Source organism: Vibrio sp. Of14-4, assembly GCF_022347625.1.
GTDB classification, from domain to species: domain Bacteria; phylum Pseudomonadota; class Gammaproteobacteria; order Enterobacterales; family Vibrionaceae; genus Vibrio; species Vibrio pristinus.
Window position 1 is genome coordinate 188,661 of the sequence record NZ_JAKRGI010000004.1, and the last position, 16,689, is coordinate 205,349.

At 42.8% G+C, this 16,689-nt stretch carries 13 protein-coding genes; 8 read left to right on the forward strand and 5 right to left on the reverse strand.

What is annotated here, in order from left to right; all coding sequences use genetic code 11:
• Positions 1 to 70: 70 nt before the first annotated feature.
• Positions 71 to 2,347 carry a formate C-acetyltransferase gene (pflB, locus tag MHN79_RS06130; protein ID WP_239172129.1) on the forward strand — a complete coding sequence of 759 codons (2,277 nt, stop codon included), beginning with the start codon at positions 71 to 73 and terminating at the stop codon, positions 2,345 to 2,347.
• A 187-nt stretch (positions 2,348 to 2,534) separates the two neighbouring features.
• Entirely contained in the window at positions 2,535 to 3,536 is a 1,002-nt protein-coding gene (locus MHN79_RS06135; protein WP_239172212.1) for a lipid A deacylase LpxR family protein, read from the forward strand.
• Here MHN79_RS06135 and MHN79_RS06140 read toward each other — a convergent pair.
• On the reverse strand, positions 3,533 to 5,413 hold the full coding sequence (locus tag MHN79_RS06140) for a methyl-accepting chemotaxis protein (protein ID WP_239172130.1): 1,881 nt from the start codon (positions 5,411 to 5,413) through the stop codon (positions 3,533 to 3,535). The two genes, MHN79_RS06135 and MHN79_RS06140, sit on opposite strands and share 4 nt — an antisense overlap.
• A 226-nt stretch (positions 5,414 to 5,639) precedes the next feature.
• On the opposite strand from MHN79_RS06140, the gene pflA reads away from it, so the two are divergent.
• The 6 genes from pflA (at position 5,640) to MHN79_RS06170 (ending at position 12,903) form a co-directional block, all read left to right on the forward strand.
• A complete protein-coding gene (gene pflA / locus MHN79_RS06145; protein ID WP_239172131.1) occupies positions 5,640 to 6,380 on the forward strand; it encodes a pyruvate formate lyase 1-activating protein in 741 nt (246 codons plus the stop codon).
• Positions 6,381 to 6,447: 67 nt separating this feature from the next.
• A complete protein-coding gene (locus tag MHN79_RS06150; protein ID WP_239172132.1) occupies positions 6,448 to 7,113 on the forward strand; it encodes an energy-coupling factor ABC transporter permease in 666 nt (221 codons plus the stop codon).
• Between the two features lie 124 nt (positions 7,114 to 7,237).
• Positions 7,238 to 7,735, forward strand: a complete 498-nt coding sequence (locus tag MHN79_RS06155) for a YfbU family protein (RefSeq protein ID WP_239172133.1) — start codon at positions 7,238 to 7,240, stop codon at positions 7,733 to 7,735.
• A gap of 281 nt (positions 7,736 to 8,016) precedes the next feature.
• Positions 8,017 to 9,951: a PrkA family serine protein kinase gene (locus MHN79_RS06160; protein WP_114784497.1), complete on the forward strand. Its 1,935-nt coding sequence runs from the start codon at positions 8,017 to 8,019 to the stop codon at positions 9,949 to 9,951.
• A gap of 134 nt (positions 9,952 to 10,085) precedes the next feature.
• Positions 10,086 to 11,354, forward strand: a complete 1,269-nt coding sequence (locus MHN79_RS06165) for a YeaH/YhbH family protein (RefSeq protein WP_114784495.1) — start codon at positions 10,086 to 10,088, stop codon at positions 11,352 to 11,354.
• Between the two features lie 10 nt (positions 11,355 to 11,364).
• A complete protein-coding gene (locus tag MHN79_RS06170) occupies positions 11,365 to 12,903 on the forward strand; it encodes a SpoVR family protein (RefSeq protein ID WP_160931261.1) in 1,539 nt (512 codons plus the stop codon).
• 107 nt (positions 12,904 to 13,010) lie between these two features.
• Here MHN79_RS06170 and kdsB read toward each other — a convergent pair whose 3' ends face one another.
• From kdsB to msbA, 4 genes are read right to left on the reverse strand one after another with little or no spacing between them, the layout of a single operon-like run.
• Positions 13,011 to 13,763, reverse strand: a complete 753-nt coding sequence (gene kdsB / locus MHN79_RS06175; RefSeq protein ID WP_239172134.1) for a 3-deoxy-manno-octulosonate cytidylyltransferase — start codon at positions 13,761 to 13,763, stop codon at positions 13,011 to 13,013.
• Entirely contained in the window at positions 13,763 to 13,942 is a 180-nt protein-coding gene (locus tag MHN79_RS06180; RefSeq protein WP_006075338.1) for a Trm112 family protein, read from the reverse strand. The genes kdsB and MHN79_RS06180 overlap by 1 nt, the downstream gene beginning before the upstream one ends.
• Positions 13,923 to 14,930: a tetraacyldisaccharide 4'-kinase gene (gene lpxK / locus MHN79_RS06185; protein WP_239172135.1), complete on the reverse strand. Its 1,008-nt coding sequence runs from the start codon at positions 14,928 to 14,930 to the stop codon at positions 13,923 to 13,925. The genes MHN79_RS06180 and lpxK overlap by 20 nt, the downstream gene beginning before the upstream one ends.
• 3 nt (positions 14,931 to 14,933) lie before the next feature.
• Positions 14,934 to 16,682 carry a lipid A ABC transporter ATP-binding protein/permease MsbA gene (msbA, locus tag MHN79_RS06190; protein WP_239172136.1) on the reverse strand — a complete coding sequence of 583 codons (1,749 nt, stop codon included), beginning with the start codon at positions 16,680 to 16,682 and terminating at the stop codon, positions 14,934 to 14,936.
• Positions 16,683 to 16,689 lie beyond the last annotated feature (7 nt).

Consider the following 16,689-nt stretch of genomic DNA (forward strand, 5'->3'; position numbering starts at 1 on the left):
TCTTGTATTAGAACTCTGGTTGGCTCAACGGCCAGATAGTGCTCGTTTAAATTAATAAGGTAGGTATGTCATGGCAGAGCAATTTGCTAAAGCTTGGGAAGGTTTTGCTGAAGGTGATTGGCAAAATGAAGTCAATGTTCGTAATTTCATTCAAAAGAACTATACCCCTTATGAGGGCGACGAATCTTTTCTAGTATCAGAAGGGACTGAAGCAACAAATGCTTTGTGGTCCAAAGTCATGGAAGGAATTAAGAAGGAAAATGCAACCCATGCTCCTGTTGACTTTGATACGTCCGTCATTTCAACCATAACTTCACATCAAGCTGGCTACATCAACAAAGACTTAGAAACCATTGTTGGCCTACAAACTGAAGCCCCGCTAAAACGCGCCATCATTCCGAACGGTGGTATCCGCATGGTAGAAGGCTCGTGTAAAGCCTACGATCGCGAACTCGATCCTCAAGTTAAAAAGATATTTACTGAATACCGTAAGACACATAATGCAGGTGTTTTCGATATCTATACTCCTGACATTTTAAAATGTCGAAAATCCGGCGTGCTTACTGGTCTTCCTGATGCTTATGGTCGTGGACGTATTATCGGTGACTATCGCCGCGTCGCACTTTACGGTATCGACTACCTAATGAGAGATAAGTTGGCACAGTTTGCTTCGCTGCAAGAGCGTTTCGAAAACGGTGATGATTTACAAATGACGATGCAACTTCGCGAAGAAATCGCTGAGCAGCATCGTGCCCTTGGCCAAATGAAAAAGATGGCAGAGTCTTATGGCTTTGATATCTCTCGTCCGGCAGAAACAGCCCAAGAAGCGATTCAATGGACTTACTTTGGGTACTTAGCTGCGGTTAAATCACAAAACGGTGCAGCTATGTCCCTAGGTCGAACTTCTACCTTCCTAGATATCTACATTGAACGTGACATTGCTGCGGGCAAGATTGATGAAGTCAAAGCTCAGGAAATGATTGATCACTTTGTCATGAAGTTACGCATGGTACGTTTCCTTCGTACTCCTGAGTATGATGATCTGTTCTCTGGTGACCCTATCTGGGCAACAGAGTCTATGGGCGGTATGGGTCTAGATGGTCGCACACTGGTAACCAGAACTAACTTCCGTTTCCTCAATAGTTTATACACTATGGGTCCATCACCTGAGCCAAATATTACCGTACTTTGGTCTGAGCAATTACCTGATGGATTTAAACGATTCTGTGCCAAGGTTTCGATCGATACGTCTTCTATTCAGTACGAGAACGACGACCTGATGCGCCCGGACTTTGAGTCAGACGACTATGCTATTGCATGTTGCGTGTCACCTATGGTGATTGGTAAACACATGCAATTCTTTGGTGCTCGCGCCAACCTTGCAAAGACACTACTTTATGTGATCAATGGCGGTGTCGATGAAAAGCTTAAGGTCCAAGTTGGTCCAGAGATGCCTAAGGTGACAGACGAAGTTCTGAACTTTGACAGTATTTGGGAAAAACTAGACCTGTTTATGGACTGGCTTGCTAAGCAATACGTGACAGCGCTAAATAGCATTCATTTCATGCATGATAAGTATAGCTACGAAGCAGCACTCATGGCCCTTCATGACAGAGATGTTCGTCGCACTATGGCTTGTGGTATCGCAGGGTTATCTGTGGCGGCGGACTCATTATCTGCTATCAAATATGCCAAAGTAAAACCCGTTCGAGACGAAGACGGCATTGCCATTGACTTTGAAATCGAGGGTGACTATCCAAAATTTGGTAACAATGATGCTCGCGTGGATGACATTGCCTGTGAATTAGTCGAAGTGTTTATGAACAAAATTCGCTCACTAAAAACTTATCGCAACGCTATCCCGACTCAGTCTATCCTGACAATTACCTCTAATGTCGTATACGGCAAAAAGACAGGTAACACACCCGACGGACGCCGTGCTGGTGCACCCTTTGCTCCCGGTGCTAACCCAATGCACGGTAGAGATGAGAAAGGTGCTGTCGCTTCGCTAACGTCAGTAGGAAAACTGCCTTTTGCTCATGCAAAAGATGGCATTTCATATACTTTCTCAATCGTACCCAATGCTTTGGGTAAAGAAGAGGGGTCACAAAGAGCAAACTTGGCTGGTCTTATGGATGGTTATTTCCACCATGAAGCGGGGATTGAAGGCGGTCAGCACCTCAATGTTAATGTTTTGAACAGAGACACTCTTGAAGATGCGGTGAAACACCCAGAGAAATATCCGCAACTGACTATCCGCGTGTCAGGCTATGCCGTTCGTTTTAATTCTCTAACGGCTGAGCAACAGCAAGATGTCATAGCAAGGACGTTTACCGAGTCTTTGTAAACATTTGCTGACCCTATGACTTAAAGCCCCATTTAGGGGCTTTTTTACTCAACCAAATCATCCCAACTTCCTTGTTCTCTTTAACAAATAGGAGACACATTGCACAAATGTTTATCTCAATCATCGATTAATCCCGGCTATCCTGTACTATCAAGACTCTTAGTAAATTATGAGCAAGCCAATGAAAATCAAAAGTATTCTTTTTATCCCTCTCCTGCTGATTTCATCTCTCTGCCTTGCATCGGAAAAATCTACGTTGGCATTTACTATCGATAATGATGGCATTTTCGGTGTGGACAAAGATTACACTAGCGGGCTATTTCTGACCTATTCCACAGGTGCGATTACGCCTTATGCTATTTTCAGCCCTCTTAGCCTGTCATACTGGGGCGGTACATCATTAGATAAATTAGAATTTCTCATTGGCCACAAGATGTATACACCTTCAGATATAGAGGCCACAACCCCACAAATCAATGACCGTCCTTATGCCGGATACTTTCACGGCGAGTTTAACTACATCAGCTTACATCCGCAGCAAGCCCAAAGATTTAATCTAACCATAGGAGCTACGGGTGAAGATTCATTAGCAGAAGAGTCTCAAGACATCGTTCATGGCATTGTAGGATCGGACGAGCCCAGAGGGTGGGTTTATCAGGTTGATGAGGGATACGTCGGCAGTGTAGGGTATTTGACTCATATTAACCTATGGCGAGATAACGCAATAGCTAATACAGGCTGGGAAGTATCTAGTGTTTCAGAGGTCAATTTAGGCAACTTTCGTAGCGATATATCAACGGGATTGATGTTTCGTTGGGGAACAGATCTCGCTGGCAGTATGGGGGCAGCAAACATAGATAATGAAAATCCGTTCCGTGCTAGCATGCTCGGGGCTTCTAAGTCAGGATGGTTCGTGTATGGTGGTATTGAAGCAAGGTACAGGTTTAATGATGTTACTATTGAAGGTTATCGTCCCGGCGTAGATACCTATGCAAACCTAAATGGACATAACGCTAATGTTTATGATGTTACACTAAAAGAAGATCAAGCGACTGCTGTTGCTGGAATAGCTTGGTATAACGACCATTTTGGCGCCACTGCCACTGCCACTGTAAAAACACCAGATTATGAAGAATCAGATAAATCTATCTACAGCTCGGGCAGCTTATCACTATACGCTTTTTTCTAAATTGTAAATCTCTGGCAGTCACTATTTAGGCTGCCAGCCCTTTCCTCGACGACTTGGCTAACAGAACGTAATTGCTCATTGTTTTGTTCCAACTCTTTCATCGCACTAGAGATTTGAGTCATGCTATCAGCCATCGACTGACTGGTCGTCACCAATTCCTTGATTGAAGCAAAAATAACATCGGTCTGATGAGAGGCGTCATCCGCTTTTTCAGTAATGGTATGCATCGCCTGCATGGCCTCATGCCCCTTTTCTTGCCCTGTCTTCATCGAAGTTTCCGACCGACCCATATACTGAATTACCTCGGCACTCTCTTTCTTCATTGTGTCTATGGTCTCAGAAATCTCCGCCACTGCATCCACTGTTCTCACCGCAAGGCTGCGCACTTCATCAGCAACAACAGCAAAGCCACGTCCTTGTTCACCGGCCCTAGCTGCTTCTATCGCTGCATTCAATGCAAGTAAGTTAGTTTGCTCGGCAATACCGTTAATAATGTCCATAACAGAGTCAACTTTGGACGATGCTTCCTCTAGTTGCTGAATATGCCCCGCAGCAGAAGTTAGTATGCTACCCACTTCTTCTAAAGACCCTATTGCAGCTTCTATAATACGTGCTCCATTCTCTGCAGACTGAGTAGAACTATGGCTAATTTCAGCCACCAGCTCCAAAGATCCAGAGACTTCTTGGGTAGTGACACTGACCTCTTCAGTCGCAGAGGCCAGAAGCTCGGTTTGTCCTAGTACTTCTGATTGATGGTGTGCTAATAGATCTAACCCCTTATTCAATTCGGCCGCATTCCCTGATAGTGCTTCACTGCTCGCTTGCACCCCTGAGACGAGTTCACCCAAGTTCTCACATGTTTCATTTATGCTCGATGCCAGTCGATTAAACTCATCGTTGGGGTTTTTAGTAAGCGCCATACGCTTAGATAAGTCCCCTTCTGACAAATTATGCAGAATCTCTCGAGTCTTCGCTAACGAACGAGAAAGCGAGCTACTTTGCATGATAAAGATAGATATAGTGAACACTGCCAATACAATACACGCCACCAAAATTGACCATACCGTCTGACCTGAAGAGTTTTCCGCTGAAGATTGATACTCAGCGCTGATGTTACCAAGCTCACCAGTAGCAGCAGCAATAATGGTTTTAAGCTGCATTTTTGTAGAAACGAGTTGCTGCTCAACACTACCCAGTTGTTTTGAAAGCTCACTCACCCTTTTAAACGTAGCCTTATACTGTTCGATTTCTTTTTCGTAAAGGTCTAACATTGCATACACGTTGGACATGCTTTCAAATGCACCCATGGCGCGATTAAACAGCTTAAGGTTTTTCTCATTAGGTTGCAGCAAATAATTTTGTTGGGATTTCACCATTGCCTGAAAATCAGAATTGAGCGTCACCATGCCTGTCTCAGCAATTTTTTGTTCAATGATAGTGGCAAGTTGCTTAAGCTCTCCCAATTTCCCTTCTTCGATATTGAACCCCAGCTCCTGTTTGAGGCCTAACCAAGGGATTACCGCCGCTTCGAAATCACCAATACTCGTTGCTAGTTCACTCGCATAGCTCTCCAAACCTAGAGTGTTTAAGAAAGACAAGTCATTATTAACAGCGACAACGATATCCGAAATGTCCTCTTTCGCTTTTGCTACTTGAGAGCCTTGCAAATTGTCTAATTCACTACTCAGTGTGAGGATCTTGCTTTGAGTTTGGTATATCGAAATCGATCCAGACGATATATCACCACTGCGATGATACTGCTCGCTCATATAAGTCAGTCGAGAAGAAGTAAACACCGCTAGCGTAATAAAACCTATGGTTAGCACCATTAGAAACAAGGTGACTTTTTGTTTCTGAGAAAGCGCAAGTATATTCATAGAACATCCTTTTACATCAGTTGATGTATTCCAAACTTGCCTAGCCGACTTGTATGTATATAGTTAAAAAATTGCACATTACGTGATATTTTCTTTAACTATATATTAGTCTATGTAACGCTCTTTTTGTTAGCTACTAGAAACTTAGCTTGATCCCCTTAAAAACCTATATTACCCCTATTTTTTGTAATAAAATAACGAAAAATAAATCGCCAGAGAAGAGTCTATGTCAACGATTGGTCGTATCCATTCTTTCGAATCTTGTGGAACTGTTGATGGACCCGGAATTCGCTTTATCGTGTTTATGCAAGGGTGCTTAATGCGATGCATGTATTGTCACAATAGAGATACTTGGGATACCCACACTGGTAAAGAAATAACCGTTGAAGAAATCATCAAAGAAGCAAAGAGTTATCGCCATTTTATGAACGCGTCGGGTGGTGGTGTTACCTGCTCTGGTGGAGAAGCCATGCTACAACCAGAATTTGTGCGGGATTTTTTTCGTGCAGCTAAAGCTGAGGGTATTCACACTTGCCTAGATACAAACGGCTATATTCGTAAGCACAGCCAAGTTATAGATGAAGTGCTAGAAGCAACGGATCTCGTCATGCTAGACCTAAAGCATATCAATGACGAGGTACATCATGATTTTATTGGTGTCTCAAATAAACGTACGTTAGATTTCGCTCGGTATCTACAAAAGATTGGGCAAAAGACATGGGTACGATATGTAGTCGTACCGGGCTACACCGACAGCGCAGAGTATGCCCACCTTTTGGGACGATTCATCCAAGATATGAACAACGTAGAAAAAGTGGAACTACTACCCTATCACAAGTTAGGTGCCCACAAATGGGAGGCTTTAGGCTTAGAATACCCTCTTGAGGGTGTCGAACCACCATCCAAGCAAATAATGGATAATGTGGTATCAGTTATTGAACAATATCACTCTAACGTAAAATACTGATTCCAAAAAATCGTTATTTCATCAACAATGCCAGGACTATCTGGACTGGTAGTTTGAGTGAATTGCTTTGCAACTATCAGAACTGTATTGCCTAACTATTATTCTGCTCTCTATTAAGTGGGTGTGGAAGGATATTTCCTTACACTTAATACCTAAGTTGCGCCTTGAAATGAGTTTTCAACATGTTACATGTGGCGCTATCATTCTATTGGGCCTCTTATGGTCAGTTCAAGCCAGTGTAAAAGATAACCTAACCATTCATTTTTTAGCGCTCACCACTTTAACCCTTATGTATGGCTGGCGAAGTGCTTGTGGTCTAACCATTGTAATTTCAATATCACTTTGTTTTTTCGGTCAAATTAATCCTTATCAGTTACCCAGCTACATTGTTTTATCGGGCTTTATACCCATATTAATCAGTTACAGCGTTTTCTTGCTGAGCTACTCATATCTACCAAAAAATATTTTTGTGTTTATTTTTGTAGCAGGTTTCTTTAACGGCGCTTTCACTGGCAGCATGCATCTGTTAACGAATGCAGTTTATCTGCTATCTCTTGGCGCTTACGACTGGACGACCATATCAGATAACTACATGATATTTTTACCTTTACTTGCATTTCCTGAAGGGCTACTAAATGGTATGGCAGTTGCCATTTTAGTTGTTTTTAAGCCAGAGTGGCTGCGTGTCTTTTCCGACCGAGATTATATCTACAATCATTACCGAGATAAGTAGCCTGTAGAACGCTATAGATTCCCTACTTTTTCATAGAAAACATGTGTTGAGATCATATTTATATCATTACCTAATCGATAAGCTGGACGCAGTGCAAAATTTATCAGACTTTAAAGGAAAGATTATGGAAATGACCAACGCTCAGCGTTTGATTCTGTCAAACCAATATCAGCTGATGTCGCAGCTAGACCCAGAAAACAAAGCAAAGTATTCTCGGCTCAGGAATATAGTAGAGCGAGGCTATGCTCTTCATATGCGTGAGCTAGACAAGAACTTCGGCGCTCTCGACGAGCTAGAATGTCGGAAAACCATCGATGTGATGGAAATGTTCCATGCGATGCAAGAGTCATACAAAGGGCTAGCACAAGAAGCTCAAAGCAAGATTGAGCCAAGACGTCTTATCTTCCTTGGTTTTGATATGGCTACCGAGTCTGAGTACGTCCACTATGTTCGCTTTCTAGTTTCTTCAGAAGGTGCGTATCCAAGCTTTGATCAAACCCATCAGTTTAACGCTCAAATGCCAATGTTAGACAAATATCATCGAATGTTGGATGTTTGGCGTACATGTCCACGCCAGTATCACTTGTGTGATAATGAAATTACACGAATAATAAATTCATGAATCACAGAGCGCTGCCGCTCGGCAGCACTCCACCTCAACAAGCCCACTTTCGAACAATTTCAAAAACTAACAAATTCATCAATCAGTTCAGTACCACAAGACGAAGTTTACTGCGTCTCAATGACCTTACTTGAAGCAAGTGGTCAAACATCACAATTTGCAAATAAATACATATTTTTTAAGCAAAATTCTAAAAACCAACTACTCTTTACTATGAAGGGATTTGTTTTTTTCTATGCGGGTTGATTGTCTGTAAAGGCAGGTTCAGAGGGGAAGTCATTATGAGTATTTTCGACCATTACCAATCACGCTATGAAGCAGCCAAGGATGAAGAGTTATCCTTGCAAGATTTCTTGGCGCTTTGTAAAGATGATAAAAGTGCTTACGCGAACGCAGCGGAGCGCCTACTGATGGCTATTGGGGAACCAGAATTAATTGATACTGCGCAAGACCCTTGCCTAAGCAGAATTTTCTCTAACCGAGTAATATCTCGGTACGAAACGTTTAAAGACTTTTATGGCATGGAAGAAGCAATAGAGCAAATTGTTTCTTACCTAAAACATGCGGCTCAAGGTCTTGAAGAACGTAAGCAGATTATTTATCTACTTGGACCTGTAGGTGGTGGTAAATCATCACTAGCAGAAAAGCTAAAAGCACTCATGCAGCAAGTTCCAATTTATGTCCTATCAGCAAATGGGGAGCGAAGCCCTGTTAATGATCATCCGTTCTGCCTCTTTGATGTAACAGAAGATGGTGACCTATTAAAACGCGAGTACGATATTGAGAAACGCTATCTTCGCTCTATTATGTCGCCATGGGCAGCGAAAAGACTTCATGAGTTTGGCGGTGACATCACTAAATTTAAAGTGGTCAAGGTGCGGCCATCTATCTTGGATCAAGTCGCAATTGCCAAAACCGAACCTGGAGATGAAAATAACCAAGACATCTCCTCGCTGGTCGGAAAAGTCGATATTCGTCAGCTAGAGCACTACTCACAAGATGATCCAGATGCTTACAGCTATTCGGGTGCACTCTGCCGGGCAAACCAAGGGCTGATGGAGTTCGTGGAAATGTTCAAGGCACCAATCAAAGTGCTCCATCCTTTACTTACTGCGACTCAAGAAGGTAACTATAACGGTACAGAAGGCTTATCAGCACTTCCGTTCGACGGTATGATCCTTGCGCACTCCAATGAATCTGAGTGGCAAACCTTCCGTAACAACAAAAACAACGAAGCTTTCTTGGACCGCGTATACATCGTCAAAGTCCCCTACTGTCTTCGAGTTTCTGAAGAAATCAAAATTTACCAGAAACTGCTCGACCACTCAGAACTCTCGAAGGCCCCATGCTCTCCCAGCACACTAGAGTTGCTGTCTCAATTTAGCATTCTTTCGAGACTTAAGGATCCAGAGAACTCTTCGATTTTTTCCAAAATGCGCGTTTACGATGGAGAGACATTGAAAGATACGGATCCAAAAGCAAAAAGTTATCAAGAGTATCGAGACTTCGCTGGCGTAGACGAAGGTATGTCTGGCCTGTCAACGCGTTTTGCGTTCAAAATTCTTTCTCGCGTTTTCAACTTCGACCAAACTGAAGTTGCAGCGAATCCAGTTCATCTTTTCTATGTTATCGAGCAGCAAATTGAACGTGAGCAATTCCCGCAAGAAACCGCAGAGAAATACCTAGAGTTTCTCAAAGGGTATTTGGTGCCAAGATACGTTGAATTTATTGGTAAAGAAATTCAAACTGCGTACTTGGAGTCTTACTCAGAATATGGGCAGAATATCTTCGACAGATATGTCACCTATGCAGATTTCTGGATTCAAGATCAAGAGTATCGCGACCCCGAAACCGGACAACTGTTTGACCGTTCCGCTCTTAATAACGAGTTAGAAAAAATCGAAAAAACCGCAGGGATCAGTAATCCTAAAGATTTCCGCAACGAAATTGTTAACTTTGTACTTAGAGCGCGTGCAAGCAACAACGGGCAAAACCCAGTGTGGACCAGCTACGAGAAACTCCGCACCGTCATTGAGAAGAAGATGTTCTCAAACACAGAGGAATTACTACCCGTTATTTCCTTCAACGCCAAAACATCTTCTGAGGATCAGAAGAAACATGATGACTTCGTTGCTCGTATGATGGAGAAAGGTTATACCGAGAAACAGGTCCGCTTGTTATCAGAGTGGTACTTGCGAGTACGTAAATCGTCTTGATAGCTAGGAAGCGTTTCCTCTTCGAAAAAGAGGGATACGGCCAATGAATTAGCAGCCAGACTTGATCATCTGGCTGCGTATTGGATGTGAGAACATACTCTCATTGTGAGTGTGTAAGATACGAGGGATGACTCATGGCGCAATTTATTGACCGACGACTTAACGGCAAAAATAAAAGCGCGGTAAACCGCCAACGATTTTTGCGTCGTCATAAAGAACAAATCAAAGAATCCGTTGCAGACGCTGTCAACCGCCGATCAATTACCAATACAGAAACTGGCGAAGACGTTGCAATTCCTCACAAAGACATCAAAGAACCTATTTTCCATCAAGGCAAAGGGGGAGTTAAAGAACGCGTTCACCCCGGCAACGACCAGTTTATCACTGGTGACAAAATAGAACGTCCTAAAGGTGGAGGTCAAGGAGGTTCAGGCGAAGGGGACGCAAGCCCTGACGGTGAAGGCCAAGACGAATTTGTATTCCAAATATCCAAAGATGAATATCTAGATATTTTATTCGAAGACCTAGAACTTCCAAACTTGGAAAAAAACCAAATCAATAAAATAACGGAATGGAAAACACATAGAGCGGGTTATCAAACCGCAGGGGTGCCTGCAAATATAGCGATTGTGAAATCGCTGCAACAGTCTCTCGCACGCCGAACGGCAATGACGGCAGGCAAAAAACGCATGCTTAGAGAACTTGAGGAAGAGTTAGATCAAGTTAAAATGAGCGAACCAGCTCAGCTACTGGAGGAAAAGAGGCTCAAAAAGGAAATCAAGGACCTTCGCAAACGCATCGATACGGTCCCCTTCATCGACACTTTTGATCTTAGATTTAAAAACTACGAACGCAGGCCTATCCCTTCTAGCCAAGCGGTCATGTTCTGCTTGATGGATGTTTCAGGCTCCATGGATCAAGCTACCAAAGATATCGCCAAACGTTTTTATGTCCTGCTGTATCTCTTCTTAACTAGAACTTACGAAAACGTTGAAGTGGTATTCATTCGCCACCACACTCAAGCAAAAGAAGTGGATGAGCATGAGTTTTTCTATTCACAAGAAACCGGCGGCACCATAGTGTCTAGTGCATTGAAATTGATGAAAGAGATTGTCACAGACCGTTACCCAATCGGCGAGTGGAACATATACGCCGCACAAGCGTCAGATGGCGATAACTGGGCTGATGATTCACCTAGATGCCGTGAATTACTCACCAAGAACTTACTACCTAACTGCCAGTATTATTCGTATATAGAGATTACTCGCCGCTCTCATCAAACTCTGTGGCACGAGTATGAAAAATTGGAAGATGCTTTCGATAACTTTGCAATGAAAAATATTCGAAGCGTAGAGGATATTTTCCCCGTATTCCGAGAGCTTTTCAGAAAAGAAACGGCTTAGGGAGGCTATGATGGCAACGAAAACCAAAAAAGCGACTAAGAAAAAAACTCTGCCAGACGGCCCTGATTGGACCTTTGATATACTTGACCGTTATCATGCCGAGATTAAACGTGTAGCAGATCACTATCAGTTAGAGACCTATCCAAATCAAATCGAGGTCATCACTTCCGAGCAAATGATGGATGCTTACTCAAGCATCGGTATGCCGATTAATTACAATCACTGGTCGTTCGGTAAAAAATTCATTCAAACCGAGCAGGGCTACAAACATGGTCAAATGGGGCTAGCCTACGAAATCGTTATTAACTCAGATCCTTGTATTGCCTATTTAATGGAAGAAAATACCGTAACCATGCAAGCACTGGTAATGGCTCATGCATGTTATGGACATAATTCTTTCTTTAAGGGCAACTACTTGTTTCAAACCTGGACAGACGCTAGTTCCATCATCGATTATCTTTTGTTCGCTAAGAACTATATTGCGGAATGTGAGCAAAAGTATGGAGTTAAAGAAGTCGAAGAGTTACTGGACTCCTGCCACGCGTTGATGAACTTCGGGGTAGACCGCTACAAGCGTCCCGAGAAGATCTCGATTGCTGAAGAGAAGATGCGCCAAGAAGAGCGTGAGACTTATCTTCAATCTCAAGTTAACGATTTGTGGCGTACTGTACCCAAAGGTAAGGTAGAACAGGAGGAGTCTAAAATTCGTTTCCCCTCTGAACCACAAGAAAATATCCTCTACTTTATCGAAAAGCATGCGCCATTACTTGAGTCATGGCAGAGAGAAATTGTTCGTATTGTGCGTAAAATCAGTCAATATTTTTACCCACAGAAGCAAACTCAGGTTATGAATGAAGGCTGGGCTACATTCTGGCATTACACCATTCTCAATCATTTGTATGACGAAGGACTAGTCACTGATCGCTTCATCTTAGAATTTCTTCACAGCCATACCAGTGTGGTTGCACAGCCTGCATACAACAGCCCATATTTTAGTGGTATTAACCCTTATGCTCTGGGCTTTGCCATGTTCCGTGATATAAGAAGGATATGTGAAGAGCCGACAGATGAAGACAGAGAATGGTTTCCAGAACTCGTTGATACAGACTGGCTTGAAGCCGTACACTTTGCGATGAAAAACTTCAAAGATGAAAGTTTTATTAGTCAGTATTTATCACCTAAGTTAATGCGAGAGTTTAAGTTATTCGCGATAACTGATGATGATAGGAAGAACTACATTGAAGTCACCGCAATACACAATGACACTGGTTATCGAGATATTAGAGAAAAACTGGCAGGACAATATAACCTAAGTAGTCTTGAACCTAATATACAAGTCTTTAATGTCGATGTTCGAGGGGATAGGTCACTTACTCTGCAATACGTACCACATGATAGGATCCCTCTCGATGAGAGCTATGAAGAAGTCCTAAAACATCTTTATCGTTTATGGGGTTTTGATGTCATTTTGGAAGAAGTGAAAGAGTCAGGACGAAGAGAAATTCTGACAACTTGCCCTAAAAGAAACGAGTACGATGGACAAATATAATCCCCTTTAACGTATAACAAAAGAAGGGAGTGCACCTATGATGCACTCCCTTTTTCATTTCATCGTTCAATAAACATAGAAAAATAAAAGGACCTAAAGAAATAAAGCTAGATCGTTTGCACGATTCGGCGAACAGCCTCTAGATCTTCTGGTGTATCGACACCTGCTGGTGGGATCTGCTTAGCAATCTCTACATGAATTTTCTCACCATACCAGAGCACCCTAAGTTGCTCTAAGCTCTCAATTTTCTCTAACGCTGTTGGCTCCCAGTTAATATAGGTATTTATAAAACCAGCTCGATAAGCATAAATACCGATATGCCTCATTAATGGCTGAACTATCGCCTTATCAGCATTTGCAAAGTTATCACGATCCCAAGGGATAGTAGCTCGACTAAAATAAAGCGCATAACCTTCGCTATCTGTAACAACTTTGACTGAATTGGGATTAAAGACCTCATCCTGATGAGATATTTCCACCGCTAACGTTGCCATCGGAGCCTGACTATTCGCCAAATTATTCGCGACTTGAGCAATAGTCACTGGTGGGATCAAAGGCTCGTCACCCTGTACGTTAACAATCACTTGATTGTCATCTATACCCATATTTTGGATAACTTCAGCTAAGCGCTCCGTGCCTGACTGATGCTCAGTCGAAGTCATACACACTTTACCACCAAACGCTTTAACGGCTGTTTCTACTCGCTTATCGTCTGTTGCGACAATAACTGTATCTGCTCCCGACTGAGTCGCCTGCTCATACACCCACTGGATCATTGGTTTTCCAGCGATATCAGCGAGGGGTTTACCAGGTAAACGTGAGGAATCGTACCTAGCTGGAATGATAACTGTAAAGGCCACTACCTTCCCTCTTCCATACTCATTTGGCGAGCTTCTGGCTCTAATAAAACAGGGATACCTTCTTTTATTGGGTACGCCAAACGATCTAACTTACAAATCAATTCTTGTTTATCTTTATCAAATGTCAGTTTTCCTTTACAAACTGGACATGCAACAATCTCAAGCAGTCGATGGTCCATACTGTTCCTTAACCTCTTTAATTTTATTTATAATCTGCGCTTCATCTTGGTGACAGAATGTCGCTGTTACAGGGAGATACCACCAGTTTTCTTCGGCATAATCACTGCACTTCACCGCATCTTTTTCCGTCATGATTAGATGCTGCCCTTGAGATGCCAAAGTTTGTAACTCACAAGGGTCAAAGTCTTGGTGATCGGCAAATCCTTGAGTTAACACTGGCTGAGCACCTAAGCTTTTGAGCGTATCAAAAAAGCGGGGGGGATGACCGATACCGGCAATAGCAACAAGTGACTCCAACTGCCCAACAGGAGCCTTGAAGTTCGTTTTTAAATTAACCGCTAGGCTGGGTGTTAGACTCATCATCATTTCACCAGCTTTTGATTCACCACCATTAGCTACGATAAAGTCAACTTCTGATAATCGAGCGGTCGACTCTCGTAAAGGCCCTAATGGCATCAGATGCTCATTACCAAAACGGCGATGACCATCTACCACAACCAGCTCAATATCTCGCTCAAGAGCATAATGTTGTAGGCCATCATCTGTAATAATAATGTCTACACCCAAAGGTAACAGCGCTTTCACTGCATCACAGCGATTTGGAGAAACGGCAACCGGTGATCCAGTGCGCTGATAGATAAGCTTGGGTTCATCACCACAATGCTTGGTCGAAGTTTGCGCTTCAACCACTAAGGGATAATGAGGTGCCTTGGCACCATAACCACGTGATACTACTCCTGGCTTATATCCTTGAGCTTGAAGTTGCTCAATCAGCCAAATGACAACAGGTGTTTTTCCGTTTCCACCAACCGTAATATTCCCAACCACAATTACAGGGACAGGTGCTCGATAACTCGCCTTCTTTCCTGATAAAAAACCATGGCGTCGCCTTCGGCTAAAAAAACCAAAAAGTCGGCTAAGTGGCCAGAATAATGGCCACACTATATAAAAGAGAAGTGATTTGCCAAACCAGATTTTTTGAATCATGGTTTAACCACCAAACTGAATTCTATGCAACTGAGCATACGCTCCATCTTTTTCCAATAAGCTAGCGTGACTACCTCGTTCTATGATTTCACCTTCATCAACTACCAGAATTTCATCAGCACTTTCAATAGTTGATAACCGATGAGCAATAACGAGTACTGTCTTGTTCTTTTGTAACTCATCCAACGCAGATTGGATGGCTTTTTCAGACTCAGTATCTAATGCTGATGTTGCCTCATCCAAAATCAGAACAGGAGCATCTCGTAACAATGCTCTCGCGATTGCAATTCTCTGGCGTTGTCCACCTGAAAGACTAGCACCATTTTCACCAATTACCGTGTCAAGGCCATGTTCCATGTTTTCAATAAAATCCATGGCATAAGCTAGACGCGCTGCTTGCTCAATTTGTTCACGGCTATACTCCTGCGTTGCTGCATAGGCAATATTATTCGCAATTGTATCGTTAAAGAGATGCACATTCTGTGATACTAAAGCAAAATGATTACGCAGATTGGTCAGTTTATAATCTCGAACATCATGGCCATCAAGTTCAATGCATCCGGAGTCTACATCATAGAAACGTGTAAATAGGTTTGCTATGGTACTTTTTCCTGAACCAGACCTACCAACAAGTGCCACCGTTTTTCCTTGGGGTACTTCAAAGTTCACATTGCGCAGAGCAGGCGCATCTTTCCCATCGTAAGTAAACGTAACATTTTTTACCGCTAACTCGCCACGGGCTTTGTCAATCTCATACTTTCCTTTGTCTTGCTCGGTCTCTAGGTCCATGAGCTCAAATAAAGTCTGGCTCGCTGCCATACCACGCTGAAACTCCGAGGTCACATTGGTCAATGCTTTAAGAGGTCTCATCAAAGCAAACATAGCAGAAAATACGACCGTAAACGTACCAGGTGTCAGCTGCTCTTTGATTGAATCAACGCTGGCTAAGAATAGCACCACAACCAAAGCAATAGAGGCGATAGTTTGAATTACCGGATTGGCAATCGCTTGTGCAGCCACCAACTTCATTGACTGTTGGCGCATCTGATTACTCACTATATCAAAGCGCTCGCGCTCGACATCTTGACCACCATAGCTCAATACAACCTTGTGTCCCTTTAGCATTTGCTCAGCGGAAGCCGTTACATGCCCCATAGTATCTTGCATATTTTTGGATATTTTACGAAAACGTTTCGAAACGATACTAATGCCCCATGCAACAATGGGAGCAACAATAAAGAGAACAAGAGATAATTGCCAACTATACCAAAACATTAAGACAAGGAAGCCAATTATACTGGCTCCCTCTCGTACAATACTCACCAAAGCCCGACTTGTAGCACCAGCGACTTGCTCTGAATCATAAGTAATACGAGACAACAAACCTCCAGTGGACTCCTTGTCGAAATAGGAGACGGGCATATGCATAAACTGGCTAAAAATCCGACGACGCATTAGCATAACAACATTACCCGATACCCAGCTCAGGCAATAAGAAGAGACAAAACCACTCGCGCCTCTCAAAAGCATCATACCGAATATAATAAACGGCAGTACTCGAAGGAAATTGGACTCTGCATCACCAAAACCTTCATCAAGCAGAGGTTTCAATAATGACACCATATAGGTATCTGCCGCAGCATTAATAATAAGTGCAACAACAGCAACTGAAAGGCCCGCTTTGTAAAGGCGAATATAGGTCCAAAGGCGTTTAAAGGTTTGCCATGTTGTTTCATCTTGATTTGAAGACATAAAACAG